At 62.4% G+C, this 23,086-nt stretch carries 22 protein-coding genes; 6 read left to right on the top strand and 16 right to left on the bottom strand.

Going from position 1 to position 23,086, the window contains the following annotated elements; translation table 11 throughout:
• Nucleotides 1-19: 19 nt before the first annotated feature.
• Together GC127_RS12295 and GC127_RS12290 are read left to right on the top strand one after the other, a co-directional pair.
• Complete coding sequence (locus GC127_RS12295) at nt 20-1,558, top strand: sodium:alanine symporter family protein (protein WP_151978364.1); 1,539 nt, start codon at nt 20-22, stop codon at nt 1,556-1,558.
• Nucleotides 1,559-1,682: 124 nt separating this feature from the next.
• Nucleotides 1,683-1,967 (top strand): hypothetical protein, encoded by a 285-nt coding sequence (locus tag GC127_RS12290; RefSeq protein WP_151978362.1) that lies wholly within the window; start codon nt 1,683-1,685, stop codon nt 1,965-1,967.
• Between the two features lie 83 nt (nt 1,968-2,050).
• Here the strand turns inward: GC127_RS12290 and GC127_RS12285 are convergent, their stop codons facing one another.
• The 3 genes from GC127_RS12285 to GC127_RS12275 form a co-directional block, all read right to left on the bottom strand.
• Nucleotides 2,051-3,400, bottom strand: a complete 1,350-nt coding sequence (locus tag GC127_RS12285; RefSeq protein WP_008281831.1) for an aminotransferase class III-fold pyridoxal phosphate-dependent enzyme — start codon at nt 3,398-3,400, stop codon at nt 2,051-2,053.
• Between the two features lie 115 nt (nt 3,401-3,515).
• Complete coding sequence (locus GC127_RS12280) at nt 3,516-4,124, bottom strand: DsbA family protein (protein ID WP_151978360.1); 609 nt, start codon at nt 4,122-4,124, stop codon at nt 3,516-3,518.
• A gap of 27 nt (nt 4,125-4,151) precedes the next feature.
• Nucleotides 4,152-4,661 carry a DUF721 domain-containing protein gene (locus GC127_RS12275; RefSeq protein WP_081507800.1) on the bottom strand — a complete coding sequence of 170 codons (510 nt, stop codon included), beginning with the start codon at nt 4,659-4,661 and terminating at the stop codon, nt 4,152-4,154.
• An 82-nt stretch (nt 4,662-4,743) separates the two neighbouring features.
• On the opposite strand from GC127_RS12275, the gene mutY reads away from it, so the two are divergent.
• Entirely contained in the window at nt 4,744-5,805 is a 1,062-nt protein-coding gene (gene mutY / locus GC127_RS12270) for an A/G-specific adenine glycosylase (RefSeq protein ID WP_151978358.1), read from the top strand.
• A 30-nt stretch (nt 5,806-5,835) separates the two neighbouring features.
• The gene (locus GC127_RS12265; RefSeq protein WP_151978356.1) at nt 5,836-6,975 is read left to right on the top strand and encodes an alkane 1-monooxygenase; all 1,140 of its coding nucleotides are present in this window, start codon (nt 5,836-5,838) and stop codon (nt 6,973-6,975) included.
• 175 nt (nt 6,976-7,150) lie between these two features.
• Here GC127_RS12265 and GC127_RS12260 read toward each other — a convergent pair whose 3' ends face one another.
• The 7 genes from GC127_RS12260 to GC127_RS12230 all read right to left on the bottom strand — a co-directional run bounded on the left by GC127_RS12260 (nt 7,151) and on the right by GC127_RS12230 (nt 13,989).
• Nucleotides 7,151-8,191: a fatty acid desaturase gene (locus tag GC127_RS12260; RefSeq protein ID WP_151978354.1), complete on the bottom strand. Its 1,041-nt coding sequence runs from the start codon at nt 8,189-8,191 to the stop codon at nt 7,151-7,153.
• A gap of 185 nt (nt 8,192-8,376) precedes the next feature.
• Nucleotides 8,377-9,228, bottom strand: coding sequence for a cytochrome c1 (locus GC127_RS12255; protein ID WP_008281824.1), 852 nt, complete (start codon nt 9,226-9,228; stop codon nt 8,377-8,379).
• Nucleotides 9,229-9,238: 10 nt separating this feature from the next.
• A complete protein-coding gene (gene petB / locus GC127_RS12250) occupies nt 9,239-10,561 on the bottom strand; it encodes a cytochrome b (protein ID WP_008281823.1) in 1,323 nt (440 codons plus the stop codon).
• A 12-nt stretch (nt 10,562-10,573) separates the two neighbouring features.
• Nucleotides 10,574-11,134, bottom strand: a complete 561-nt coding sequence (gene petA / locus GC127_RS12245; RefSeq protein WP_008281822.1) for a ubiquinol-cytochrome c reductase iron-sulfur subunit — start codon at nt 11,132-11,134, stop codon at nt 10,574-10,576.
• Between the two features lie 222 nt (nt 11,135-11,356).
• The gene (locus tag GC127_RS12240; protein WP_008281821.1) at nt 11,357-11,959 is read right to left on the bottom strand and encodes a glutathione S-transferase; all 603 of its coding nucleotides are present in this window, start codon (nt 11,957-11,959) and stop codon (nt 11,357-11,359) included.
• A gap of 61 nt (nt 11,960-12,020) precedes the next feature.
• On the bottom strand, nt 12,021-12,641 hold the full coding sequence (locus GC127_RS12235) for an FMN-binding negative transcriptional regulator (protein WP_081507797.1): 621 nt from the start codon (nt 12,639-12,641) through the stop codon (nt 12,021-12,023).
• Nucleotides 12,642-12,645: 4 nt separating this feature from the next.
• Nucleotides 12,646-13,989 (bottom strand): amidase, encoded by a 1,344-nt coding sequence (locus GC127_RS12230; protein ID WP_151978352.1) that lies wholly within the window; start codon nt 13,987-13,989, stop codon nt 12,646-12,648.
• A gap of 48 nt (nt 13,990-14,037) precedes the next feature.
• Between GC127_RS12230 and GC127_RS12225 the strand changes: the two genes are divergently transcribed.
• The gene (locus GC127_RS12225; RefSeq protein ID WP_151978350.1) at nt 14,038-15,291 is read left to right on the top strand and encodes an FAD-dependent monooxygenase; all 1,254 of its coding nucleotides are present in this window, start codon (nt 14,038-14,040) and stop codon (nt 15,289-15,291) included.
• A 226-nt stretch (nt 15,292-15,517) separates the two neighbouring features.
• On the opposite strand, the gene rsmD is transcribed toward GC127_RS12225, so the two are convergent.
• Nucleotides 15,518-16,075, bottom strand: a complete 558-nt coding sequence (gene rsmD / locus GC127_RS12220; protein ID WP_151978348.1) for a 16S rRNA (guanine(966)-N(2))-methyltransferase RsmD — start codon at nt 16,073-16,075, stop codon at nt 15,518-15,520.
• Nucleotides 16,072-17,274 carry an NAD(P)/FAD-dependent oxidoreductase gene (locus GC127_RS12215; protein ID WP_081507793.1) on the bottom strand — a complete coding sequence of 401 codons (1,203 nt, stop codon included), beginning with the start codon at nt 17,272-17,274 and terminating at the stop codon, nt 16,072-16,074. Before GC127_RS12215 ends, rsmD begins: the two co-directional genes overlap by 4 nt.
• Nucleotides 17,275-17,364: 90 nt before the next feature.
• On the opposite strand from GC127_RS12215, the gene GC127_RS12210 reads away from it, so the two are divergent.
• A complete protein-coding gene (locus GC127_RS12210; protein WP_037298091.1) occupies nt 17,365-17,853 on the top strand; it encodes a peroxiredoxin in 489 nt (162 codons plus the stop codon).
• 80 nt (nt 17,854-17,933) lie between these two features.
• Here the strand turns inward: GC127_RS12210 and GC127_RS12205 are convergent, their stop codons facing one another.
• From GC127_RS12205 to trpS, 4 genes are all read right to left on the bottom strand, one after another.
• Nucleotides 17,934-20,831, bottom strand: coding sequence for an error-prone DNA polymerase (locus GC127_RS12205; RefSeq protein WP_254700097.1), 2,898 nt, complete (start codon nt 20,829-20,831; stop codon nt 17,934-17,936).
• 49 nt (nt 20,832-20,880) lie between these two features.
• Nucleotides 20,881-21,366 carry a hypothetical protein gene (locus tag GC127_RS12200; RefSeq protein ID WP_151978346.1) on the bottom strand — a complete coding sequence of 162 codons (486 nt, stop codon included), beginning with the start codon at nt 21,364-21,366 and terminating at the stop codon, nt 20,881-20,883.
• The gene (locus tag GC127_RS12195; RefSeq protein WP_151978344.1) at nt 21,363-21,845 is read right to left on the bottom strand and encodes an RNA pyrophosphohydrolase; all 483 of its coding nucleotides are present in this window, start codon (nt 21,843-21,845) and stop codon (nt 21,363-21,365) included. Before GC127_RS12195 ends, GC127_RS12200 begins: the two co-directional genes overlap by 4 nt.
• 71 nt (nt 21,846-21,916) lie before the next feature.
• Nucleotides 21,917-22,945, bottom strand: a complete 1,029-nt coding sequence (trpS, locus tag GC127_RS12190) for a tryptophan--tRNA ligase (RefSeq protein ID WP_151978342.1) — start codon at nt 22,943-22,945, stop codon at nt 21,917-21,919.
• Nucleotides 22,946-23,086: the final 141 nt, after the last annotated feature.

The following is a 23,086-nucleotide window of genomic DNA, read 5'->3' as shown; positions in this document are numbered from 1 at the left end:
AACAACAGGGATGATAAAAATGAAACGATACGCATTTCCTGCGGCGGCTGCGGTTGGGGCGGCATTGCTTGCCATGCCCGCCTATGCACAATCTGTTGATGAAAAGGTCAATCAGATCTTCGCAAGTTCAACCGGCTGGTTCGTCAATCTGATCTTTTCCAACTTTCCGGGCACCTCCTTTCCGTGGATCGTGGCTTGGTTGGTGATTGGTGCCACCGTGTTCACGCTCTATTTCGGCTTTATCCAGTTTCGCGCGATCGGCCATTCCATTGCATTGGTCAAAGGCGACTACTCCGACCCCAACGATGCCGGTGAGGTCAGCCATTTTCAGGCGCTCGCGACGGCCCTCTCGGGCACTGTCGGCCTTGGCAATATCGCAGGCGTCGCCGTTGCGGTCAGCATCGGTGGCCCCGGGGCCACCTTCTGGATGATCCTTGCGGGCCTCATGGGCATGGCGTCTAAATTCACCGAATGCACCTTGGGCGTGAAATACCGCAACGAATACCCCGATGGGCGCGTTTCCGGCGGCCCGATGTATTACCTGACCAAGGGCTTTGCCGAACGCGGCGTGCCGGGTGGCAAAATCCTCGCCGTGCTCTTCTCGATCTTTTGTATCCTTGGCGCGCTTGGCGGCGGCAATATGTTTCAGGCCAATCAGGCGCATCAGCAGATTGCGGGCATCGTCGGCGCATATCCGGGCTGGATCACCGGCGTGATCTTTGCCGGTGTGGTCTTTGCGGTGATCGTGGGCGGCCTGAAATCCATCGCGCGGGTCACAGAAAAGGTCGTGCCGTTCATGGGTATCCTCTATGTCGGCACAGCGCTTATCATCATCGTGATGAACGCGGATCAGATCGGCTGGGCTTTTGGCCAGATTTTCGAAGGGGCCTTTACCGGGCTTGGCGTTGCGGGCGGCATGGTCGGCGCGCTCATTCAGGGCTTCAAACGCGCCGCCTTCTCGAACGAGGCTGGCGTCGGTTCAGCGGCCATCGCCCATTCGGCCGTGCGCACCAAGGAACCAATCACCGAAGGGTTCGTATCGCTGCTTGAGCCTTTCATCGACACCGTGGTGATCTGCACCATGACCGCTCTTGTGATCATCATCACCGGGCAGCTTGTTGCAGGACCGGATGGCAATTACCTGCTCAACGAAGCGGGCACCGCGATCCAAACCGTCGGCGGCACTTCGGGCGTTGGTCTGACCTCCGCTGCCTTTGGCAGTGCGATCAGTTGGTTTCCTTATGTTCTGGCAATCGCCGTCGTGCTCTTTGCCTTTTCCACCATGATCAGCTGGTCCTATTACGGCCTCAAGGCCTGGACCTATCTCTTTGGCGAAGGCGAGACCAAGGAACTGGTGTTCAAGGTGATCTTCTGCATCTTCGTGGTGATCGGTGCCGCCGCCAATCTTGGCCCGGTGATCGACTTCTCGGATGCGGCGATCTTTGCCATGGCAGTGGTCAATATCATCGGGCTCTACATCCTGATGCCCATCGTCAAACGCGAGTTGGACAGCTACCTCAGCCGGCTTAAATCAGGCGAAATCAAGAAGTTCGAGTAAGTTTTCACCCGATTTGACAATCATGGGGGCCAGCGGACATCCGCTGGCCCCTTTGGATTCGCGCAGATCATGCATAGGTAGACGTCAGAACGACACGACGATTTTCCCTCAAGGAGGACCCGTTATGGACAAAGAGACATACCAGAAAAAGCTGCAAGCCCAACTCGATCAATGGAAAGCCGAAATCGACAAGCTGCAAGCCCAGTCGCGCGAGGCGTCTGCCGACATGCAGATCAAGTATCAGGAGCAGATCAAAGAGCTGCGCGAAAAACGCGCCGAGATGGCAGCCCAGTATGACAAGATTGAGGCCGCCAGCATCGAAGCGTGGAAAGATTTCAAGACCGGCGCAGACGAGGCTTGGGACAACATGTCCAAAGCCATGAAATCAGCATGGGGTCGGTTTGGCTGACTGTCTGCCAAGCCTTTTCAACTGCCGCCACGCAAGCGCCATAACAGGCGCTTGCGTGCTTTTTCAGAGGTAGAATGGCCTGCTCAGGCTGCCGCAAACCCGGCATCAAGCGCCGACAGGATCACGTTCACCTCAGCCTCGGAAATCACCAGAGGCGGCGACATCAGGATGTTATGCGCCCCCAGACGCACCATCGCCCCCGCCTCATACGTCGCCTGATGCACCCGCTTCATAGTCGCGGCATCCATGGGCGTCTTTTTCGCGCGGTCGCTGACCAGCTCGATACCCATCATCAAGCCATGACCGCCACGCACATCACCGATGATGTCGTATTTTTCGGCCAGCTTCTTGACCCCTTCATAAAGCTGCGTGCCGCGCACAGCGGCATTGCTCTTGGTATCCAGCCGCAGCGTTTCTGACAGGCAGGCCACCACCGCCGCCGCCCCCACCGGATGCGCCGAATAGGTGTAGCCGGTCCAGATGCTGCCCTCTGGCCCCGCCTTTTCAAACACCTCGGCGACCTTGTCGCCCAAAACCACGCCGCCCACAGGGAAATATCCGCTTGTGATGCCCTTGGCGATGGTCATCATGTCGGGCTTGACGCCCCAATGCCGGGCTCCGGTCCAATCTCCCGTGCGCCCAAATCCGGTGATCACCTCGTCCGAGATCATCAGAATGCCGTAGCGGTCGCAGATGTCGCGCATATGCTTCATAAAGGACGCATCCGGCACGATCACACCGCCAGCCCCTTGAATAGGCTCCATGATAAAGGCGGCAATCGTGCTGGGGTCCTGAAACTCGATCTCATCCACCATGGCGGCGGCGATCTTTTCCGCCAGTTTGGCCCCATCGGTCTCATCGAACGGGTTGCGATAGGTATAGGGGCTGGGCAGATGAAAACAGCCCGGCAACAGCGGCTCATAGGTGATCCGGAACCGGTTGTTGCCATTGACCGACGCGCCACCCCAATGGGTGCCGTGATAGCCCTTTTTCAGGCTCAGGAACTTGGTGCGCGTGGGTTCCCCCCGCAGGCGGTGATATTGCCGCGCCATGCGCAGCGCCGTGTCCACGCTATCCGACCCGCCCGAGGTGAAAAAGACGCGCGTCATCCCATCCTCGGCAAAGAACTCCTGCACCGCATAAGAGGCTTCGATGGCCGCGGGGTTGGTGCTCCCGGCAAAGGCAGAATAATAAGGCAATTGCCAAAGCTGATCGGAAATCGCCTGCTTCACCACATCGTTGGAATAGCCAAGGTTGACGCACCACAGGCCCCCCACCGCATCCACCGGATCATGCCCGTCGATATCGGTGATCCGCACGCCTGCGGCACTTTTGATGATTTTCGGTGCATTGGCCTGCTGCTCACCGGGATGCCCCATCGGGTGCCACAGATGGCGCGCGTTCATCTCACGCAGGAAATTGTCGTCTTTCATGGGGTGCTCCGGCAGGTAGAGGGAATTTGATCAAATTCTGCCACTGCCGTGCGAAACTGTCCAGAGGGATAAACGGGCCGGGATACGCAATCCCGACCCAACCCCGCCCGGTGGATCACTCCGCCAGCTTTTCCTCGATGATCGCCTTGAGATCGTCATAGGCCATGTTGGCATATTTCTGCTCGTTGATCACCAGCGTCGGCGTCGACTCGACGCCATGGGCCTCGGCGTTCTCTTGATACCACGCGACCAGCGCCTTGGCCTTTTCGGTGTCATTGAGACAGGCTTCAACCGCATCCGGCTCCAGCCCTGCAACCTTGCCGATCCGGCGCAGGTTGTCGGCAATCGCGGCAGGCTCGCCTTGGGTCCATTCCCCCTGCTGCTCATAAATCATGTCCGAGATGCCAAAGAATTTCTCTGGCCCGCCACAGCGCGCCACCATCGACGCCCATAGGCCGAACCGGTCAAAATAGACATCGCGATAGATGAAATGCACCTTGTCCGTGTCGATATACTCAGCCTTCAACTGTTTGAGCGGCCCCTTGTGAAAATTGGCACAATGCGGACAGGTAAAGGACGCGTATTCGATGATCGTCACCTTGGCATCCTCTGGCCCCATCGTCATTTCGACGATTTGCGATGTACCCGGGGCCGCCTCTTGCGCCACGGCGGGGCCGGTAAGCATGGCAAGGGCCAGCGCCCCGGTTGCGATCAAGTGTTTCATATCATTATCCTTGGTCTGATGGGTCAGTCAGTGTTGTGACTTTGTTAACACGTTGCGCGCCAGCCTTTCCAGCGCCGCCCGCAATCCATCGTCGGTCACAGGTGCGGCAAGGCTCGTGGCGGTTTGCAGCGTCTCGGGTGCCACGACGGGCGGGGCCGCCACTTTGGGCCGATGGGTGAACTCCACCTGCCCCTCTGCAAAGCCCACGGGCGCGGTCTGAGTGATGCGGATACGCGCGATGGCATTGTAGCCATAGACGGCATTGACCCGCTCGCGCAGCTTTTCCTTCTGCATCTCCAGCATCGGGGCCTGCGCGCCGGTCGTGAGCAGCGTGAGCGTCGCCCCCATCCCCTGCCGCGCATAGGACACTTCGACGGGCCGCGCGATGGCGGCGATGTCGTCGCCCACCACTTCGGCCCAATGCGTCAATAGCCGCGATTGCGCAAACCCACGGCTCTCGGAGGCGCGGCGTATGCTGGTCTGCAGCAACGCCGAGGTGCGTTTGAACCCGTATGTCGCGGCCTTGCGGCTGGTCATGGTTGGCGCTCTCCTCACTGGCGCTAATCTATGGCATGTGACAGGGGATACCAGAGCCGATTGCGCGGCAAGGGGGTAAACTATGCGTTATTTCGCCGAGGCCGAAAGCCTGCTTGCGTGGTATGATACCCATGCCCGCGACCTGCCTTGGCGGATCAGCCCCGCAGCCCGCGCGGCAGGTGCCCATCCCGATCCCTACCGTATCTGGCTGAGCGAGGTGATGCTCCAACAGACCACCGTCGCGGCGGTCAAATCCTATTTCCTGCGCTTCACCACGCTTTGGCCCACCGTCGCCGATCTTGCCGCGGCCGAGGATGCGCAGGTCATGGGGGAATGGGCCGGACTTGGCTATTACGCCCGCGCCAGAAACCTTCTGAAATGCGCGCGCGTTGTGGTGCGCGATCATGGCGGGCGGTTTCCCGACACGCTTGACGGCCTGCGCGCCCTGCCCGGCATCGGGCCTTATACCGCCGCCGCCATTGCAGCGATTGCCCACGATCAACCGCATGTCGTGGTAGACGGCAATGTCGAACGGGTGATGGCCCGGCTCTATGATATCCATACCCCCCTCCCCACCGCCAAGCGCGCGTTGACCGAGGCGGCAGCGCGCCTTACCCCCCGCTTGCGGCCCGGCGATTATGCTCAGGCGGTGATGGATCTTGGCGCCACCATTTGCACGCCCAAATCCCCCGCCTGCGGTCTTTGCCCGTGGCGTGCGCCCTGTGCGGCCCGCGCCGCAGGCACCGCCCAACATCTCCCCCGCAAACTGCCCAAAACGCCCAAGCCGGTGCGCCATGGTCACGCCTATGTCGCACGGCGGGCCGATGGCGCATGGCTCTTGGAACGCCGCCCCGATAGCGGCCTCTTGGGCGGCATGCTGGGCTGGCCCGGCAGCGACTGGGGCGAATCTCCGCTCCACACACCGCCCATCGCCGCCGACTGGCAACAGCTAGAGGCCGAAGCGCGCCACACTTTCACTCATTTCCACCTCCGCCTCACCGTCCACATAGCCTTTGTGCCCCATGGCGTGCCCCCCGAACGTGGCATGTTCCTATCTGACGCAGCGTTTCGCCCCACAGAGCTGCCAACCCTCATGCGAAAGGTCTTTGACCTCGCGCGGGCTGCGCTAAACTATGCCCCATAACGCAAGCGCGAAACTTCTCAGGACCGTTCCATGATACCCGCCGACAAGGTTGCCCAACTGCACCGCGCCCTGCCCTTCTGGATGTCGCTTATCTTGCTCCCTGTGGCCGTGCTGGGCGCATTGCAAGGCGGCTGGACCGTGCTTTTGTTGCCTCTGACCACATGGTATTTTTTCTCGATCCTCGACGCCTTTCTCGGGCTCTATACCGAGAATGCCGATCTTGAGACGCGCGACGATCAACTGACCTGGTATCGCGCGATCACCCTGATCTGGGCACCGTTCCAATTTGGCCTGCTCTATTGGTTGATCTGGTATGTCACAGGCCCGGGCGACGCGCATCTCAGCCCGCTGGAAACCATCCTTCTGTTCTTCGGGGTGGGGGTGATCACCGGTACTGTGGGCATCAACTATAGCCATGAACTCATGCACCAGAAAAACCGGAGCGAGCGATTTCTTGGCGATGTTCTGCTTGCCATGGTGCTCTATTCGCATTTCCGGTCAGAGCATCTTTTGGTGCACCACCGCTACGTCGGCACCCCCCGCGATCCCGTCACGGCCCGCTATAACGAGGGGTTTCACCGCTTTTTCCCGCGCGTGCTGCGGCAAAGCTGGCAGTCAGCCTTCAAGGCCGAGGCCGACATGCTCGCCCGCCGCAACTTGCCTTGGCACGACCTCAAGAACCCGTTTTTCAAATACTGGGCACTCCAAGGCTTCATGGCCCTGCTGGCCGTTCTGATCGGCGGCTGGATTGGGCTTGCCCTGTTTTTCTGGCAAGCCTTTGTCGCGATTTGGCAGCTAGAGCTTGTAAATTACATCGAACATTACGGCCTCACCCGCAAACATCTTGGTGGCGGCAAATACGAGCATGTTCAACCGCGCCATAGCTGGAACGCGGCACACAAGGCGTCAAATTGGCTGTTGATCAACCTGCAACGCCATTCCGATCATCACTATAAACCCGATCGCCGCTTTCCGCTCTTGCAGAACTATACCGAGGCGGACGCGCCGCAATTGCCCTATGGCTATCCGGTGATGACCATGGCCGCCATGGTTCCGCCCATTTGGCGGCGGGTGATGAACCCCCGCGTGCGCCGCTGGCGCGAGATGTATTACCCCGAGATCACCAATTGGCGACCCTATAATCGCGCCAGCACCCCGATGCCGCGCTAGACGTACATCGGCCGGGGCCAAAGGCCGCGCGCGGCGTATCGACACTGAAGTAAGCGGTATCCAAAGGGTCAAACTGATGGAGTTTGACAAGGATCGTGCAGCCCTCTGAGAAAGAACTGCATGGATGCGCTTGGCGGCCCCTCCTGCACGTCAGAGAGGCAACGCACCGGCCAGGTCAAGCGCGCTCGATCACCGCCTGTGCCTCGGCAAAAGACAACAACCGGCGTCCCTGTTCATCCCACAGGTGGAGCCGCGCATTGGCGAGGCTCTCGCGGATGGTCATCCGGTTGATTTCCGCCAATTGCGCGTGATCGCGCAACGCCTCAGGCAGCCGATAAAACGGGATACGGCTGTTGACGTGATGCACGTGGTGAATCCCGATATTGGCGCTCAGCCATTGCAGCCAGCCGGGCAACACGTAATGCGAACTGCCCTCAAGGGCGGCATCATGCAATTGCCAGTTTTCCTCGGCCTCCCAATGGGTGGTCTCGAATTGATGCTGCACGTAGAACAGCCACACCCCCGCCGTCGCCGCCAGAACGGTCGAGGGCAAAAAGATCAAGAGGATCGGCATCAGCCCACCGAACCAGCCCACCAAACCCAGCACCAGCAACAAAGCGGCGTTGGTGGCCATTGCGCTGACCCAATAGCGCGCTTTGCCCATGAAGCCGAGCGGCAGACGGTTTTCCAGCAAAAAGATATACCCCGGCCCCAGCCCGAACAGAACCAGCGGGTTGCGGTAAACCCGGTATTTCAGGCGCTGAAACGGCGTCAGCGCGGCATATTCCGCAACCGTCAGCGTGTCGATATCGCCAATCCCCCGCCGCCCCAGATTGCCCGAGGAACTGTGGTGGATCGAATGTGAATGCCGCCACACGTCATAGGGCGTCAGCGTCACCACCCCAAGCACCCGGCCAAGCCAGTCATTCATCGACCGGCTCTTGAAAAAGGCCCCGTGGCCGCAATCATGTTGGATCGCAAAGAGGCGCAAGAGGAACGGCGCGGCACAAAGCGCCAGCACGACACTCAGCACATAACTCAGCGACAAAGCCCACCAGGACAGCCCCCAAAGTGCGAGGAACGGACCAACGGTCACGGCCAATTCGAATGCAGCACGGGGCGAACTCGGCTCGCGGTATTTCGCAAGGAGTTGCGCCCATTCCCTGCCAGCACGTGTTTCGGGTGGCAGCGGGGCGGGGTGGGGTTGATCGAGCATGTGCCTGTTTTTTTTTGGTACCGATTGCCAAACTCATAGAGGATTGACCAGCGTTTGCAAACGTTGCGTCACCCTAACCCCTGCGCTATTTGACCACGTTTGAGAAATTTATGACCCTACGTCACGCAAAAGCCCCGCAAGACGACCTTGCGGGGCTTTGCAGTTCATAAAATGGGTCGACTCACTCAGCTTGTCTTCTTGCCCTTGATCGGCGCCCAGATCCGCTTGTTGGTCAGATAGAGCAATACCGACAGGATCGTCAGAAAGATCACCCCGGTCAGGCCCGCATGCTTGCGCGCCATCATCTTGGGCTCTGCGGTCCACATCAGGAAGGCCGCAACATCCTCGGCCTGCTGTTCCAGCGTGGCAACGGTGCCGTCGTCATATTCGACATCGTCACCCCAGAGCGGCTGACCCATGGCGATCCAGCTACCGGGCACCGTGTGATGACCATCCTCATCCTTGCACTCGTCCGGATAGCCACCGGCGGTGAAGGCCGCGTTATACGTGCCGGTGAAATCCTCCGGCGCGCATTCCGGCGCTTCGTGATACCCGACCATCAGCGAGTAGATATATTCCGCCCCGCCCATACCGTTGAAAAGCTGGCTCAGACCGGTGCCGTAGGGGCCATGAAACCCCGCACGCTTTTTGGCCATAAGGCTCAGGTCCGGCGCGCTCGCAGAGGTGACAGCCGGAAAATGGTCAGTCGGGGTGGCGGGCCGGAAATCGTCAAGCTCCGGATCGAATACCTCGAACTGCTCGGAATAGGCAAAGACCTGATCCTGAGGCAGCTGCGGCCCCCCCTCGTCCCCCAAGGTCCGAAGCGGCACATATTGCAGGCCGTGGCACGCCGCGCAGACCTGCGTATAGACCTTCAGACCGCGCTGAAGCTGGTTCTGGTCAAACTTGCCGAACGGACCTTCAAAGGAAAAGGCGACGTCCTCGATATGCCCCTCGCCCCCGGCGGCCAATGCGCCGCCAGTCGAGAGGGACAGGGCCACAAGGGCCGCAATGCCTGTTGTCTTGAACATTGTCATCCGTCCTTTCTTATTCGGCGGGCGTGTGGGCCTTGCCATAATGCGCATCGAAGTCTTCCTCGATGGTGGCAGGCTGGGCCTCAGGTTTCTCGATCACGCCCAAGAGCGGCAGGATCACCAGGAAATAGGCGAACCAATAGGCCGACGCGATCAACGAGATGGTCGAATAGGGCGGCTCGGCGGGCATTGCGCCAACCCAGGTCAAGACCACAAAGTCGATCACCAACAGCCAGAACCACCACTTGAACATCGGACGATAGCGGCCCGACCGCACCGAAGAGGTATCAAGCCACGGGGCCAGCGCCATGACCGCAATCGCCCCGAACATCGCCAACACACCAAAGAACTTGGCGTCGATGATGCCACCGGTGATCCAGCTGGCGAACATCACCACCCAGACATCGCCGGTAAAGGCGCGCAGGATCGCGTAGAACGGCAGGAAGTACCATTCCGGCACGATATGCGCAGGCGTGACCAGAGGGTTCGCTTCGATGTAGTTGTCGGGGTGGCCAAGGTAGTTGGGCATAAAGCCGACAACCGCAAAGAACACCACCATGATCACGGCAAGCGCGAACAGGTCTTTGATCACGAAATAGGGCCAGAACGGCACAGTATCGCGAGCGGCCTCATCCTTGGACGTGCGGCGCACATCAACCCCGGTTGGGTTGTTGTTGCCGGTGGTGTGGAACGCCCAGATATGCAGCGCAACCAGTGCGGCAATAACGAACGGCAGCAGATAATGCAGCGAGAAGAAGCGGTTCAGCGTGGCATTGTCCACCGCCGGCCCACCCAAAAGCCACGTTTGGATCGAGTCGCCGATGAACGGGATCGCACCAAAGAGACCGGTGATCACCGTGGCCCCCCAGAACGACATCTGGCCCCAAGGCAGCACGTAACCCATGAACGCCGTACCCATCATCATCAGATAGATGAGCATGCCGATGATCCATGTCACCTCACGCGGGGCCTTGTAAGACCCATAGTAGAGGCCGCGGAAAATATGCAGATAGACCGCAACAAAGAACAGCGACGCGCCGTTCATGTGCAGATAGCGGATGAAGTGGCCGCCATTCACGTTGCGCATGATATGCTCAACGCTGGCAAAGGCCAGATCGACATGCGGCGTGTAATGCATCACCAGAATGATGCCGGTAACGATTTGCAGCACCAGACAGAAGGTCAGAACGATCCCCCAAATCCACATCCAGTTCAGGTTCTTGGGCGTGGGGATCATGATGGTGTCATAGAGCAAGCCGACGATGGGCAGGCGCGAATGCAGCCATTTCTCGCCACTCGTCTTGGGCTCGTAGTGATCGTGCGGAATTCCGGACATTTGCGCGTTTCCTTATCCCAGTTGGATCGTGGTTTCGTCGAGGAATGTGGCGACGGGAATCCACAGGTTCTCAGGCGCCGGACCTTTGCGGATACGGCCAGCCGTGTCGTAATGCGACCCGTGGCAAGGGCAGAACCAGCCGCCAAAATCGCCCGATCCGTCGCCAATCGGCACGCAACCCAGATGGGTGCACACGCCGATCATCACGAGCCATTCGCCCGCCTCATCCAGCGTGCGGTTCTGGTCCGACGCATCAAGCGCGAGGTCATTACGGTTCTGTGCATTCTGGTCCGGCAGTTCCGCCAGCTCAACGGCACGGGCAGCTTCGATCTCTTTTTCCGTGCGGCGACGGATGAAAACCGGCTTGCCCAAGAATTTGACGCTGATCTGCGTGCCGGGCTCCACACCCGAAACATCGACGCGGATCGAGGACAGCGCCTGCACATCCGCCGAAGGGTTCATCTGGTTGATGAGCGGCCAGATGGCCGCACCTGCGGTCACGGCACCGACGCCTGCGGTCGCATAATAGAGGAAATCCCTCCGGGTGCCTTCGTGATCTTCTGCGTGGGACACGAGAATTACTCCCTATATATCAGAGCCGCAATCGGCCTCATACGATGTTAGGCCACGGGATTCCCATGGCCAGTCTGTGCGGCTATTTAGCGGGGCTTTGGGGGGCCGTCCAGCCTGCATTACCCCAAGATTTGGTCAGAGCGCGCATCTGTCGCGCTTGACCGGCTTCTATCGCGAAATCAGACAGCGCCATGGCCCCCCTCTCTCGCCTGTTGGCGGGGCTTATGCGGGGGCTGTTCGCATCATGCTGTCGCGCGCGGCCATCTTGGCATACCACGCCTCCAGCGCCGGATGCCCAACCCGCCAGCCGCGCGCATCATGGCGGAAATCAAGATAGCCCAGCGCACAGCCCAGCGCGATATGGCTCATATCGAGCGGCCCCGCGAGATGGCTCATCCAGCGGCCCTCAACGGCCTCCAGCGCCCGTGCAACCTTGGCCCATTGCCCCTCGACCCAAGGGGCATAGCGGATCTCTTCGGGCCGGAACCGCGCCTCATAGGTCATCGCCAGCGCCGCCTCCATGATCCCTTCGGCAATCGCCTCCAGCGTCAGCACCTCCCAGAGCCGCGCCTCGGGATAAAACCGCCCATCAGCGCGCGCATCCAGATAGCGGGTGATCACCCGGCTGTCATGGATCGCCGGGCCGTCCAGCCGCACCAGCGCCGGTATCTTGCCCAGCGGATTGGCCGCCGCCGCCTGCGGATCGGTCTCAAGCGGTGTGGTGGTCACATCGACCACCTCAACCTGATCGTCCAACCCGGATTCCAGCAAGAGCACGCGGACCTTGCGCACAAAGGGGGACAATGGCGAGGAAATCAGTTTCATGGCGCGCTCCTTTAGATGTTCGCCGCGACCCTAGGCGCAGCCCCCAACGCTGTAAAGCCGCTCACGCAGGCGGCGCGCGCATCCACTCCGCCAACAAGTCACTCTCTTGCCCCTGCCCCGCCGGCCCCAGATGATCGGCGGCGCGCAGGCGCACATCCTCGGGCTTGTTCTGCCCCAATTTCCACGTGCCTGCGATCTCGTCCACGCGCATTGCACAGGGCACGATCTGCCGCATCATCCGCTCCAGCACCTCGGGTGTCATCTTCTCGGCCCGCCATTCCGGCTTGGGCGCAAGCCGCGCCTCGAACTCCGCCGATTGCCGATCCAAAAGGTCGCGCATCCCCTCCTGCGGCTGCAACGTGACCTCGCCCACCAGATGCACAGCCACGTAATTCCACGTGGGCACCTGATCCTCGACCCCATACCAATCGGGCGAGACATAGGATTGCGGCCCCTCTATCGCCAACCGCGCGCGCAACGGCCCACTCAAAAGCCGCGCAATCGGGTTTGACCGCACCAGATGAAATTCGGCCCGCGTGCCGTCGGCATTCAAAAGAAACGGAATATGGCTCATCAGCGGCCCCTCGGGGCTGCAAACGGCCAGAATGCCAAAGCCCCGCGCGCGGGCAAATTCCAGATTGCGCTCGTTCGGTGTCTGACGAAAAGCAGGATTGGGATGCATGGCCTTAGTCCTCGCGCCGGGGGCAGAGAATATCCTCAACGGCCTGCGCCACCCGCAACAGCCGCTCTTCGCCATAGGGCTGACCGCAGAGCATCAGCCCACAGCTGGGCACCCCTGTGGGCAGCGTCACGGCACACAGCCCCAAAAGATTGCCCACCCGCGTATTGCGCAGGGTCAGCAGATTTTCGGTCACGTAATAGTCAGGGTCCGCCAAAAGCCGCGCCTGATCCGGCGGCAGGTTGGGGGCCGAGGGCATGAGCACCGCATCATAGCCCGCAACCCGCGCGGTCCACGCCGCACGCAGCGCCTCTAACTTGCGCCAGCCCGCCACATAATCCGCCGCACTTATATCTTTGCCACTGCGGAACCGCTCCAGAATCGGCGCGAACATCTTGTCCGGGGCCGCCTCGATCACCTCGCGCCATAGACCATAGGCCTCGCCCGTGAACAGCACCGGCGACAGCGGTAGCGCCTCGGCCACCTCTGGGGCTTCGATCTCGTCGATCACCGCGCCCGCATCGCGCAGCATCTCCAGCGCCAGCGCATGCGCACGCGCAGGCTCGGGGCGAATATCCTCCATCACGCCCGTGCGCAGCGCCGCAAACCGCAACCCCAAGAGCGAAGCCCCACGCAAATCGGCCGCTTTGCGCCCTTCCAGCGCCGCCAGCATCAGCGCGCAATCCTCGACCGAGCGCGCCAGTGGTCCCACCGTGTCGAACCGCAGGCAGAGCGGCACCACCCCTTGCAAAGACACCCGCCCCGACGTGGTCTTGAGCCCGACCAGATCGTTCCACGCCGCAGGGATGCGCACCGACCCGCCAGTGTCCGACCCGATCCCGCAGGGGGCCAGATCAAACGCCACGCTCGCCGCCGCCCCCGAAGATGATCCGCCAGGCACAGCATCTGCGTTGTTCACGCAAGGCGGCGTTGCCGTCACCGGGTTCAGCCCCAGACCGGAAAACGCCAATTCGCTCATATGTGTCTTGCCAAGGCACACCAGCCCCGCCGCCGTGCCATTGCGCAACACCTCGGCATCTCGTTCCGGCACCCGGCCTTTCAACAGCGCCGATCCCGCCTCGGTCGCGACACCCGCGCTGTCAAAGAGGTCCTTCCAACTGACCGGCACCCCGTCCAGCAGGCCCAGACGTTGCCCCGCCTTGGCCCGTGCCGATGCCGCCGCCGCCTCAGCCCGCGCGCGGCTCTCTGTCACAGCGCTGTAGATGCGATCGCGCAGCGGATGGGCGGTGATCGCCGCCAGATAGGTCTCGCACAGCGCCTCGGGGTCAATCTCGCCACGCGAAATGCCGCGCCCCAGATCGCCCGCCGTCATCCTGAGCCAGTTCTGCATCGCGTTCCCCTATCCGTTCAAAAACCATTGCTAGCGGCAGAGCGGCGCATGGACAATCCCGCGCGCACGCACATATTGGGCGGCATGACACATGACAGCGATCTTCTCATCGTCGGCGGTGGCCTGAATGGCCCCGCTCTTGCGCTTGCCGCAGCACAGGCCGGGCTTTCCAGCACCGTGATCGACGCCCTGCCCGAACCGACCCGCAAAAACGCGGCCTTTGACGGTCGATCCTATGCTTTGGCACTCGCCTCCGTGCGGCTCTTGCAAAACCTCGGGATATGGGACCGCGTGGCCGAGCATGCCCAACCGATGTTGGAAATCAAGGTCTCGGACGGGCGCGCGGGCGAAGGGCCATCGCCCTTCTTTCTGCATTTCGACCATGCCGAGATCGAAGAAGGCCCCATGGGCCATATGCTTGAAGACCGCTTTTTGCGCCGCGCCCTGATCGAGGCCATGGCAGAGCAACCGCTGATCACCCAAGTTTCCAACGACACGGTCACAGCCCAAGAAAGCGCCGCCACCGGCGTTACCCTCACGCTTGCCTCGGGCAAAACCCTGACCGGGCGGCTTTTGATCGGGGCCGATGGGCGCGCCTCGGGTACAGCCGCGCGCGCCGGCATCCGGCGCACCGGCTGGGGCTATGGTCAAACAGCACTTGTCGCCGCCATCGAACACGAATTACCGCATCACGGCATCGCGCATCAATTCTTCATGCCCCCCGGCCCGCTCGCGATCCTGCCGCTGCCGGGCAATGTCAGCTCGATTGTCTGGTCTGAAACAGACGCCACCGCCGCCCGGTTTGCCGCCCTTCCCGATGCAGATTTCATGGAGGTGCTGCGGCCCCGCTTCGGCGATTTTCTGGGCGCGATCAAGCTGCGCGGCGCGCGCTATACCTACCCGCTCAGCCTGACGGTGGCCAACAGCTTTGTCGCCGAACGCCTCGCTCTGATCGGCGACGCCGCCCACGGTATGCACCCGATTGCCGGTCAGGGGCTGAACGCAGGTCTGCGTGATGTGGCCGCCTTGGCGCAGGTTATGACCGAAGCCAACCGCCGGGGCGAGGACATCGCGGCACCCGATGTGCTTGCCCGTTATCAACAATGGCGGCGGTTCGATACCGCGACGCTGGCCTTGGCCACCGACCTCACCAACCGGCTCTTCTCCAACGACAACCCGATCCTGCGCACCGCCCGCGACCTTGGCATGGGCGCGATCAGCCATATGCCACGCCTGCGCCGGGGCTTCATCCGCGAGGCCGCAGGGCTGACAGGGGATTTGCCCGAGTTGATGAAAGGGTAAGAGGGGCTGCCGATTTTGGCACTGAGGCGCGCCGTCGCTGGGCCGGGGACTAGCGAAGCAACGGAAGTGGATGCCACTTTATGCCAGCAAATTCCGTGTGACCCGCCAGAGCAGCGCCACACCTCCAAATCGCTGGTCCGCGGGACGGCCCAGCGATCCGCGCGGCGGCGCTACGCGCCTTGATTCCGCGCGGGGCACATGGGGCAAAAACCGGCATAAACCTACCCTACCCGCGCTCCAGAAACCGGATCATCGTATCGCCATAGCGCCGCTCTTCGATCATCCGCATCCCTTCAGGCGGGGTGATTGCAGCACTTTCCTCCCAGACAATCAGCGCCCCGTCAGAAATCCATCCCCCTGCCAGCGCCGCTGCCAGCGCCTCTTCGCCCAGCCCCTTGCCATAAGGCGGATCGAGAAAGACCAGATCATGCGGCACCATGGGATTATTCCCCGGCTTGCGCGCATCCAGAGGGAATACGCGCGTCTCCTCCTCGGCCCGGCAGAGTGCAATGTTTTGCCGCAAGAGCGACTGCGCCTTGCGCCCGCTTTCGATGAAACTCACGGCCTCCGCCCCGCGCGACAGCGCCTCAAGCCCAAGCGCCCCGGTACCCGCAAAAAGATCAAGCACCCGCGCGCCCGTCACGGGATCGCCATAGCCCCCGGCCAAGACGTTGAACAGCGCCTCGCGCACCCGGTCCGACGTGGGCCGCAGATGCGCCGCCACATCGCCCTTGCCGACACTGGCCAAAGCCCGCCCGCGATGCGCCCCGCCGATGATCCTCACCCCAGCAACACCTTGAGATCGGCCGCCGCATCCGCGACCACCGCCGGATCAGCGGTCTTGCCCGCATCAATCAACCGCTTGCCCACCATATAGGCGCGTGGATCGTTCATCGCGTCCACCGCCAGCAACTGATCCCCCCGGAAATACCAGAACGACACCGAAGCCGCCCCATCGCGCGTCACGATCCGGTCATAGCCGGTGCTCAGCCCCGCAATCTGCAACTTCACATCATATTGATCCGACCAGAACCACGGCTTGGGCACATAGGCCACAGCGGCCCCCAGGATATTGCCCGCCACACAATCGGCCATGTCGATGGCATTGGGCACGCTCTCGAGGCGCAAACGCCCCTCGCCATGGGGAAAAGACGCGCAATCGCCAACGGCCCAGATTGTGGGATCAGACGTGCGCCCTTGGGCATCTACCGCAATGCCATTGTCAATCGCCAGCCCCGCCGCCTCGGCCAGCGCGGTATCGGGCACGATCCCCACGCCGACAATCACCATATCCACGGCCACCTCGGTCCCATCGGTCAGGCGCGCACCGTTTACCTGCCCGTCACCCAGCAAACGCTCCAATCCCACACCCTCGCGGATATCCACCCCGTGCCGCCCATGCAGCGCGCGGAAATAATCCGAAGTCTCTTTTGCCGCCACCCGCTGCAAGATACGCGGGGCCATCTCGACCAATACCACCTGCATCCCGCGCGAGGCCGCGACCGCCGCCGCCTCAAGCCCGATATAGCCGCCGCCCACAATGAGCACGCGCGCCCCCGGCACGAAACCGGGTGCCATCGCATCCACATCCGCCAGCGTGCGCACCACATGCACGCCCCCCAATTCCCCCCCAATCGCCGCAGGCAGGTGGCGGGGGCGCGATCCCGTGGCCAGCACCAGATGCGCATAGCCCAGCCGCTCGGTGCCGATCACAACCTCTTGCGCCGCGCGGTCAATCGCCGTGACGCGCGCATTCAAGCGCAGATCAATACCCGCTTCGGCATAATAGCTTTCGGGCCGCAGATAGAGCCGCTCCAGCGCCATATCGCCCAGCAGGTATTTCTTGGACAGGGGCGGGCGCTGATAGGGCGGCACCGGCTCTTCGCCGATCAGCGTGATGGGTCCATCATAGCCCTCACTGCGCAGCTTTGCCACCAGCGAGGCCCCCGCCTGCCCCGCTCCGATCACCACGACACCCGTCATCTTGCTTTCCCCTTCTTTGGCATGGTCACTTGCCTATCACCGGCCTATACCTACATCCATCCCGAAACCCTCGACAGACAAGGAACGACCATGACCCTTTCTTCCGGCGACAAACTGCCCGATGCAACCCTTCTGAAACTGGGCGAAAAGGGCCCCGAAGCGGTCGATCTCAAGAGCCTGACCGCGGGCCGCAAGGTGGTGATCTTTGCTGTGCCCGGTGCCTATACGCCCACCTGTTCCGCGGCGCATGTCCCCAGCTTCATCCGCACCAAGGCGCAGTTCGACGCCGCGGGCGTGGATGAAATCATCTGCGTCTCGGTCAATGATCCCTTCGTGATGAAGGCCTGGGGCGAGGCCACCGGCGCCACAGAGGCCGGAATCACCATGCTGGCCGACGCCGAAAGCGCCTTTACCAAGGCCATCGGCCTTGATTTCGACGCGCCGCCCGCTGGCCTCTTGGCGCGCTCCAAGCGCTATGCAATGGCGGTCGAGGATGGCACCGTCACGGTGCTGCATGTCGAGGAAAGCCCCGGCACCTGCGAAGTGACCGCCGGCGAATCGCTGCTCGCGGCGATGTAAAGCGGGCCAAGGGTGCGAGGGGCCAGCCCCTCGCGCTCCCCGGAGTATTTGGGCCATAAAGAAACAGCCACGCCCAAACCCTACAGTCCCGGTGGCGTCAGGATGTGACGCAAGAGCGCCAGCGGATGCGCCCGCAGGCTGAGGCGCAGGGCGGTATAATCCTCGACCACCTCCTCGCCCAGCGTCATGGCGGGCAGATGCGCCGCAGGCTCGACAATCCCCTCTCCATCAATATCGCGCGCGAATAATGGCAAGGGCCGCTCTGCCCCAATCGCCCGCGCCTGCCAGAGTGCGTCGCGCCGCGAAAGCCCAAGTGCGGCAAAGACATCCGCCTCGGCCAGACGTGTCAGCACCGCCGGGGCCACCCCCGCCCGCCGCCAGACATCCTCGGGGCCGACATAGCCATTGCCCCGCGCCGCCGCGATCCAGTCCGCCTCGTCCTGCGCCACGCCCTTGATCTGGCGAAACCCCAGACGCAGCGCCAGCCGTCCCCGGCTGTCCGGCTCGATGGTATTGTCCCAATAGGAGGCGTTGATGCAGACCGGGCGCAGCGTCACGCCATGTTCGCGCGCATCCCGCACGATCTGGGCGGGCGCATAAAACCCCATCGGCTGCGAATTCAGCAGCGCACAGGCAAAGATCGCCGGGTGATGGCATTTGAGCCAGGCGCTCGCATAGACCAGATGCGCGAAACTGGCGGCATGGCTTTCGGGAAACCCATAGCTGCCAAAGCCCTCGATCTGGGAAAAACAACGCTCGGCGAAATCGCTGTCATAGCCATTGGCCTGCATGCCACGCAGAAACCGCGCGCGAAATTCACTGACATTGCCGTGCTTCTTGAAAGTGGCGAGCGATCGGCGCAAACGGTCCGCCTCTTCGGGGGTGAACCCCGCGCCGATGATGGCGATCTGCATCGCCTGTTCCTGAAACAGCGGCACGCCCAGCGTCTTGCCCAGCACCCGGCCCAGATCATCCGAGGGAAAGCTGACCGCCTCTTCGCCATTGCGACGGCGGATGAACGGATGCACCATATCACCCTGAATGGGGCCGGGCCGGATGATCGCAACCTGAATCACCAGATCGTAAAAGGTGCGTGGGCGCATACGCGGCAGGAAATTCATCTGCGCCCGGCTTTCGACCTGAAAGACCCCCAGACTGTCGGCGCGGCTCAGCATTTCGTAGACTTGGGCGTCCTCGGGCGGCAGGGTGGCCAGGCTATAGACCTGCCCGCGATGCTGCCCCAAAAGGTCAAAGGCTTTGCGGATACAGGTCAGCATCCCCAGCGCCAGCACATCGACCTTGAGAATACCCAGCGCGTCGATGTCATCCTTGTCCCAGCAAATGACCGTGCGCCCCTCCATGCTGGCATTCTCGATGGGCACCAATTCATCCAGCCGCCCCTCGGTGATGACAAAGCCGCCGACATGCTGGCTCAGGTGCCGGGGAAAGCCGATGATCTCGCGGATCAGCGCCAGCGTTCGCGCCAGACGCGGATCGCGCGGATCAAGCCCGATCTCGGCCAGGCGCGCCGGCTCCAGCGCGCCCTCACCGCCATGCCCCCAGATCTGCGAGGTCATCGCGCCCAGCAAATCCTCTGACAGGCCCATGGCGCGGCCCACCTCACGGATCGCACGCTTGGTGCGGTAATGGATCACCGTGGCGCAGAGGCCCGCGCGATGCCGCCCGTAACGCTCATAGATCCACTGGATCACCTCCTCGCGGCGCTCATGCTCGAAATCCACGTCGATATCGGGCGGCTCGTCGCGCGCCTCAGAGACAAAGCGCTCGAACACCATCGTGCCGATCTCGGGGCTGACAGAGGTCACGCCAAGGCAATAGCAAACCACCGAATTGGCCGCCGATCCGCGCCCCTGGCACAGGATGCCGCGTGAGCGTGCAAAGGCAACCACGTCATGCACGGTCAGGAAATAAGGCTCGTAGCGCAGCTTGGCGATCAGGGCCAATTCATGCTCCATCATGCCACGCACCCGCGCAGGCGCCCCGCCCGGATAACGCCACTCAAGCCCCGCCTCCGCCAACCGCCGCAGCCGCTGCGCGGGGGTCTCATTCTCGGCAACCTCGCTGGGATATTCATAGCGCAATTCATCCAGCGAAAAATCCAGCCGCGCCGCCAGTGCCGCCGCACGGCTGACCGCCCCCTCATGCCCCGCAAAAAGGCGGCGCATCTCCTCCTCTGAACGCAGGCGCTGTTCGGCATTGCGCAGCGCATGACGGCCCAGCCGGTCCACCGTCACCCCCAGGCGGATCGCGCTCAGCACATCGGACAGACGGCGGCGATAGCCGCGATGCAGGATCGGTGCCGCCGCCGCCACCGTCGGCAGGCCCAGCCGCGCCGCCAGCCCCGCCAACCGCTCGAACCGCGCCGGATCGCGCCCGTCATAGCGCGGGCTGAGCAAGAGCGCGACAGAGCCCCCCCAGCGCGCCGCCAATTGCAGCACCTGCGCCTGCCACGCGCGCCCCGGTGCCGGGTGCACCAACAGATGCAGCTCCGCCGCCCCCGCCAGCACATCCGCCAGCCCCAGATCGCACGCGCCCTTTATCGCCCGCTGCCGCCCAAGGCTGATGAGGCGACAAAGGCTGGCCCAGCCGCCGCGATCCAGCGGCAGGGCGGTGATCTCGATCCCCTCGCGCAGCACCAGCCGCGCGGCAGGAATGAGGCGCGGGCAATTGGCCCAATCGGGCGGTGCTGCAGGCTGCGGCGCAGGTGGCCCGATGGGCCCCTGCCGTGCCTCCAGTGCCTGCCGCGCGGCGACCTCGCGCGCAATCTCGCGCGCTGCCGCATGGGCGCGCACGATGCCCGCAACCGAATTCACATCGGCAATCGCCACACCCGACAGGCCCAGCGCCGCGGCATGGCGGATATACTCCTCAGGATGCGACGCCCCGGTGAGAAAGGTGAAATTCGACGTGGCAGAAAGCTCGGCAAAGGGCATGGCGGCACTGATTCCCAGACCCATGCAGTATGTTCACTTTTTGTTCCAATTTCCAGCCCTGCTATGGCCGCCCTCAGCGGCGCTCAGCTGTGCAAGCGCCCCCTTGCAGACAGCGCAGCGCCTTGTCCAGCATCGCGGGCGTCGGCTCTGCATGGCCCATGCCGCCGCAAGGGTCCACCGCCAGCACATAACCGCCGTCCCGCCGCTCCAGAAACCCCAGATATTCGGTCCCCGGCACCGCCGAGGCGCACCACGGGCCAAAACATTGCACATCAAGCGTGATGGCACGATCAAACGCCTGATCGAACCCACCCTTTGTCAGCGCCTGCCCCGTCAACCGCGCCGGAATAAACGTATGCGCGGGCTTTTGTTGCGGGATCATATCCGTGCTGGGCAGACGCGCCGGATCAAAGGCCAGCCGCCCATGCACCACGATATAGGTCTCCGCCGCCTCTGCCGCGCGCCGATAGGTCTCGGCCACATCCTGTGGAAAGCAACTCAGCGCAACCGCCGGTCCCGCCAACACCAAGCCCAGCGCAAGAACCGCCGCCCGGATCACAGCAACGCCCCGAATTCGTCCAGCACACGGGAATAAACCGCGCGCTTGAAGGGCACGATATTGGCCTCCAGATCACTGGGCGGCAACCAGCGCCATTCGGAAAACTCCGGGTGATCGGTGGCGATATTCACATCTGTATCTTGGCCCAGAAACCGCATCAGCACCCATTTCTGTTCTTGCCCCCGATACCGCCCCTTCCAGATGCGCGGCACCATCTCCTGCGGCAAATCATAAGTCAGCCAGCCGGTCGTTTCCGCCTCAACGCGCACCTTGTCCGCTGTCACGCCGGTTTCTTCCCACAACTCTCGCAGGGCGGCTTCGGTCACGCTCTCGCCCTTGTCGATCCCGCCCTGCGGCATCTGCCAGGCGGGAACCTCATTGTCGATCCGCTGGCCCACAAACACCTGCCCCGCCGCATTGACCAGCATCAACCCCACGCACTGGCGATAGGGCAGTTTCGCAATCTCTTCGGGCGTCATCGTCGGGCCTCTCAGCTTGGGTCGCGGGCAGAGTGCGGCGTGCAGCCGTAGGCGTCAAGAGGCCAGCCTCCTCACACCTCGCGCGTGCCGACCATGCCCATGATCTCATAGGTCTGGCGCAGGATCGGCGCGGCAATCGTGCGCGCCCGCGCCGCACCATCCGCCAAAATCCGGTCAATCTCGGACAGATCCTGCATCAGCCGCGCCATTTCCGTGGAAATCGGCGCGATGCGGTCAACGGCCAGATCCGCCAGCATCGGCTTGAACTCGGAAAAGGGCTTGCCGCCTGCCTCGGCCATCACCTGATCCACCGTCATATCAGCCAGCGCTGCATAGATATTCACCAGATTGCGCGCCTCTGGCCGCACCTCCAGCCCCGCCGCCTCAGAGGGCAGCGGCTCGGGGTCGGTCTTGGCCTTGCGGATTTTCTTGGCGATGGTGTCGGCGTCATCCGTCAGATTGATGCGGCTCATGTCCGAGGGATCAGATTTCGACATCTTGTTCGATCCGTCGCGCAGGGACATCACCCGCGTCGCCGCCCCTTCGATCACCGGCTCGGGGATCGGAAAGAACTCGACGCCGTAATCATGGTTGAACTTGATCGCAATGTCGCGCGTCAATTCCAGATGCTGCTTTTGATCCTCGCCCACCGGCACATGCGTGGCGTGATAGGTCAGGATATCGGCGGCCATCAGCGCCGGATAGGCAAACAGACCAAGCGAGGCGTTCTGCGCATTCTTGCCAGCCTTGTCCTTGAACTGCGTCATGCGCTGCATCCACCCCATGCGCGCCACACAGTTAAAGACCCACGCCATTTGCGTATGCTCGGCCACCTGAGACTGATTGAAGAGAATGGACTTGGCCGGATCAAGACCAGAGGCAATGAACCCCGCCGCCAATTCCCGCGTTGCACGGGCCAGATCAGCCGGGTTTTGCCAAACCGTGATCGCATGCAGGTCCACCATGCAATAGAGCGTCTGGATGCCCTTGTTCTGCGCCTCGGCAAACCGCTTCAATGCACCCAGGTAATTGCCCAGATGCAGGTTGCCCGAGGGCTGGATTCCCGAAAACACGCGGGGGGTAAAGGCCGCCTCGGTCATGACGCAACTCCGTGGTGGATTTCTCTGCCCGCCTCGCTTACCCATGCGCCACAGCCCCGTCAAGGAGAGGTGCCATGCCCGACCAAGGACCACCCGCCCCCGTCAACCCCCTGCCTCTTCTACACATCTCCGAGCCCACGA

The sequence above is a fragment of the Roseovarius sp. EC-HK134 genome, from assembly GCF_902498815.1.
GTDB classification, from domain to species: domain Bacteria; phylum Pseudomonadota; class Alphaproteobacteria; order Rhodobacterales; family Rhodobacteraceae; genus Roseovarius; species Roseovarius mucosus_A.
Note: the sequence above shows the minus strand (reverse complement) of the source record. Positions and strands in the feature narration are given on the sequence as shown.

Excerpts from the sequence above, each read along its gene's own strand:
- GC127_RS12280 (WP_151978360.1), bottom strand. The coding sequence starts at position 4,124 with ATGAAACACTTGATCGCAACCGGGGCGCTGGCCCTTGCCATGCTTACC.
- GC127_RS12230 (WP_151978352.1), bottom strand. The coding sequence starts at position 13,989 with ATGCAGAACTGGCTCAGGATGACGGCGGGCGATCTGGGGCGCGGCATT.
- GC127_RS12285 (WP_008281831.1), bottom strand. The coding sequence starts at position 3,400 with ATGAAAGACGACAATTTCCTGCGTGAGATGAACGCGCGCCATCTGTGG.
- GC127_RS12225 (WP_151978350.1), top strand. The coding sequence starts at position 14,038 with ATGGACAATCCCGCGCGCACGCACATATTGGGCGGCATGACACATGAC.
- GC127_RS12235 (WP_081507797.1), bottom strand. The coding sequence starts at position 12,641 with ATGCATCCCAATCCTGCTTTTCGTCAGACACCGAACGAGCGCAATCTG.
- mutY (WP_151978358.1), top strand. The coding sequence starts at position 4,744 with ATGCGTTATTTCGCCGAGGCCGAAAGCCTGCTTGCGTGGTATGATACC.
- GC127_RS12195 (WP_151978344.1), bottom strand. The coding sequence starts at position 21,845 with ATGACGCCCGAAGAGATTGCGAAACTGCCCTATCGCCAGTGCGTGGGG.
- GC127_RS12240 (WP_008281821.1), bottom strand. The coding sequence starts at position 11,959 with ATGAAACTGATTTCCTCGCCATTGTCCCCCTTTGTGCGCAAGGTCCGC.
- GC127_RS12255 (WP_008281824.1), bottom strand. The coding sequence starts at position 9,228 with ATGACAATGTTCAAGACAACAGGCATTGCGGCCCTTGTGGCCCTGTCC.
- GC127_RS12295 (WP_151978364.1), top strand. The coding sequence starts at position 20 with ATGAAACGATACGCATTTCCTGCGGCGGCTGCGGTTGGGGCGGCATTG.
- trpS (WP_151978342.1), bottom strand. The coding sequence starts at position 22,945 with ATGACCGAGGCGGCCTTTACCCCCCGCGTGTTTTCGGGAATCCAGCCC.
- GC127_RS12275 (WP_081507800.1), bottom strand. The coding sequence starts at position 4,661 with ATGACCAGCCGCAAGGCCGCGACATACGGGTTCAAACGCACCTCGGCG.
- petB (WP_008281823.1), bottom strand. The coding sequence starts at position 10,561 with ATGTCCGGAATTCCGCACGATCACTACGAGCCCAAGACGAGTGGCGAG.
- GC127_RS12205 (WP_254700097.1), bottom strand. The coding sequence starts at position 20,831 with ATGGGTCTGGGAATCAGTGCCGCCATGCCCTTTGCCGAGCTTTCTGCC.
- GC127_RS12210 (WP_037298091.1), top strand. The coding sequence starts at position 17,365 with ATGACCCTTTCTTCCGGCGACAAACTGCCCGATGCAACCCTTCTGAAA.
- GC127_RS12260 (WP_151978354.1), bottom strand. The coding sequence starts at position 8,191 with ATGCTCGATCAACCCCACCCCGCCCCGCTGCCACCCGAAACACGTGCT.
- GC127_RS12265 (WP_151978356.1), top strand. The coding sequence starts at position 5,836 with ATGATACCCGCCGACAAGGTTGCCCAACTGCACCGCGCCCTGCCCTTC.
- GC127_RS12215 (WP_081507793.1), bottom strand. The coding sequence starts at position 17,274 with ATGACGGGTGTCGTGGTGATCGGAGCGGGGCAGGCGGGGGCCTCGCTG.
- GC127_RS12290 (WP_151978362.1), top strand. The coding sequence starts at position 1,683 with ATGGACAAAGAGACATACCAGAAAAAGCTGCAAGCCCAACTCGATCAA.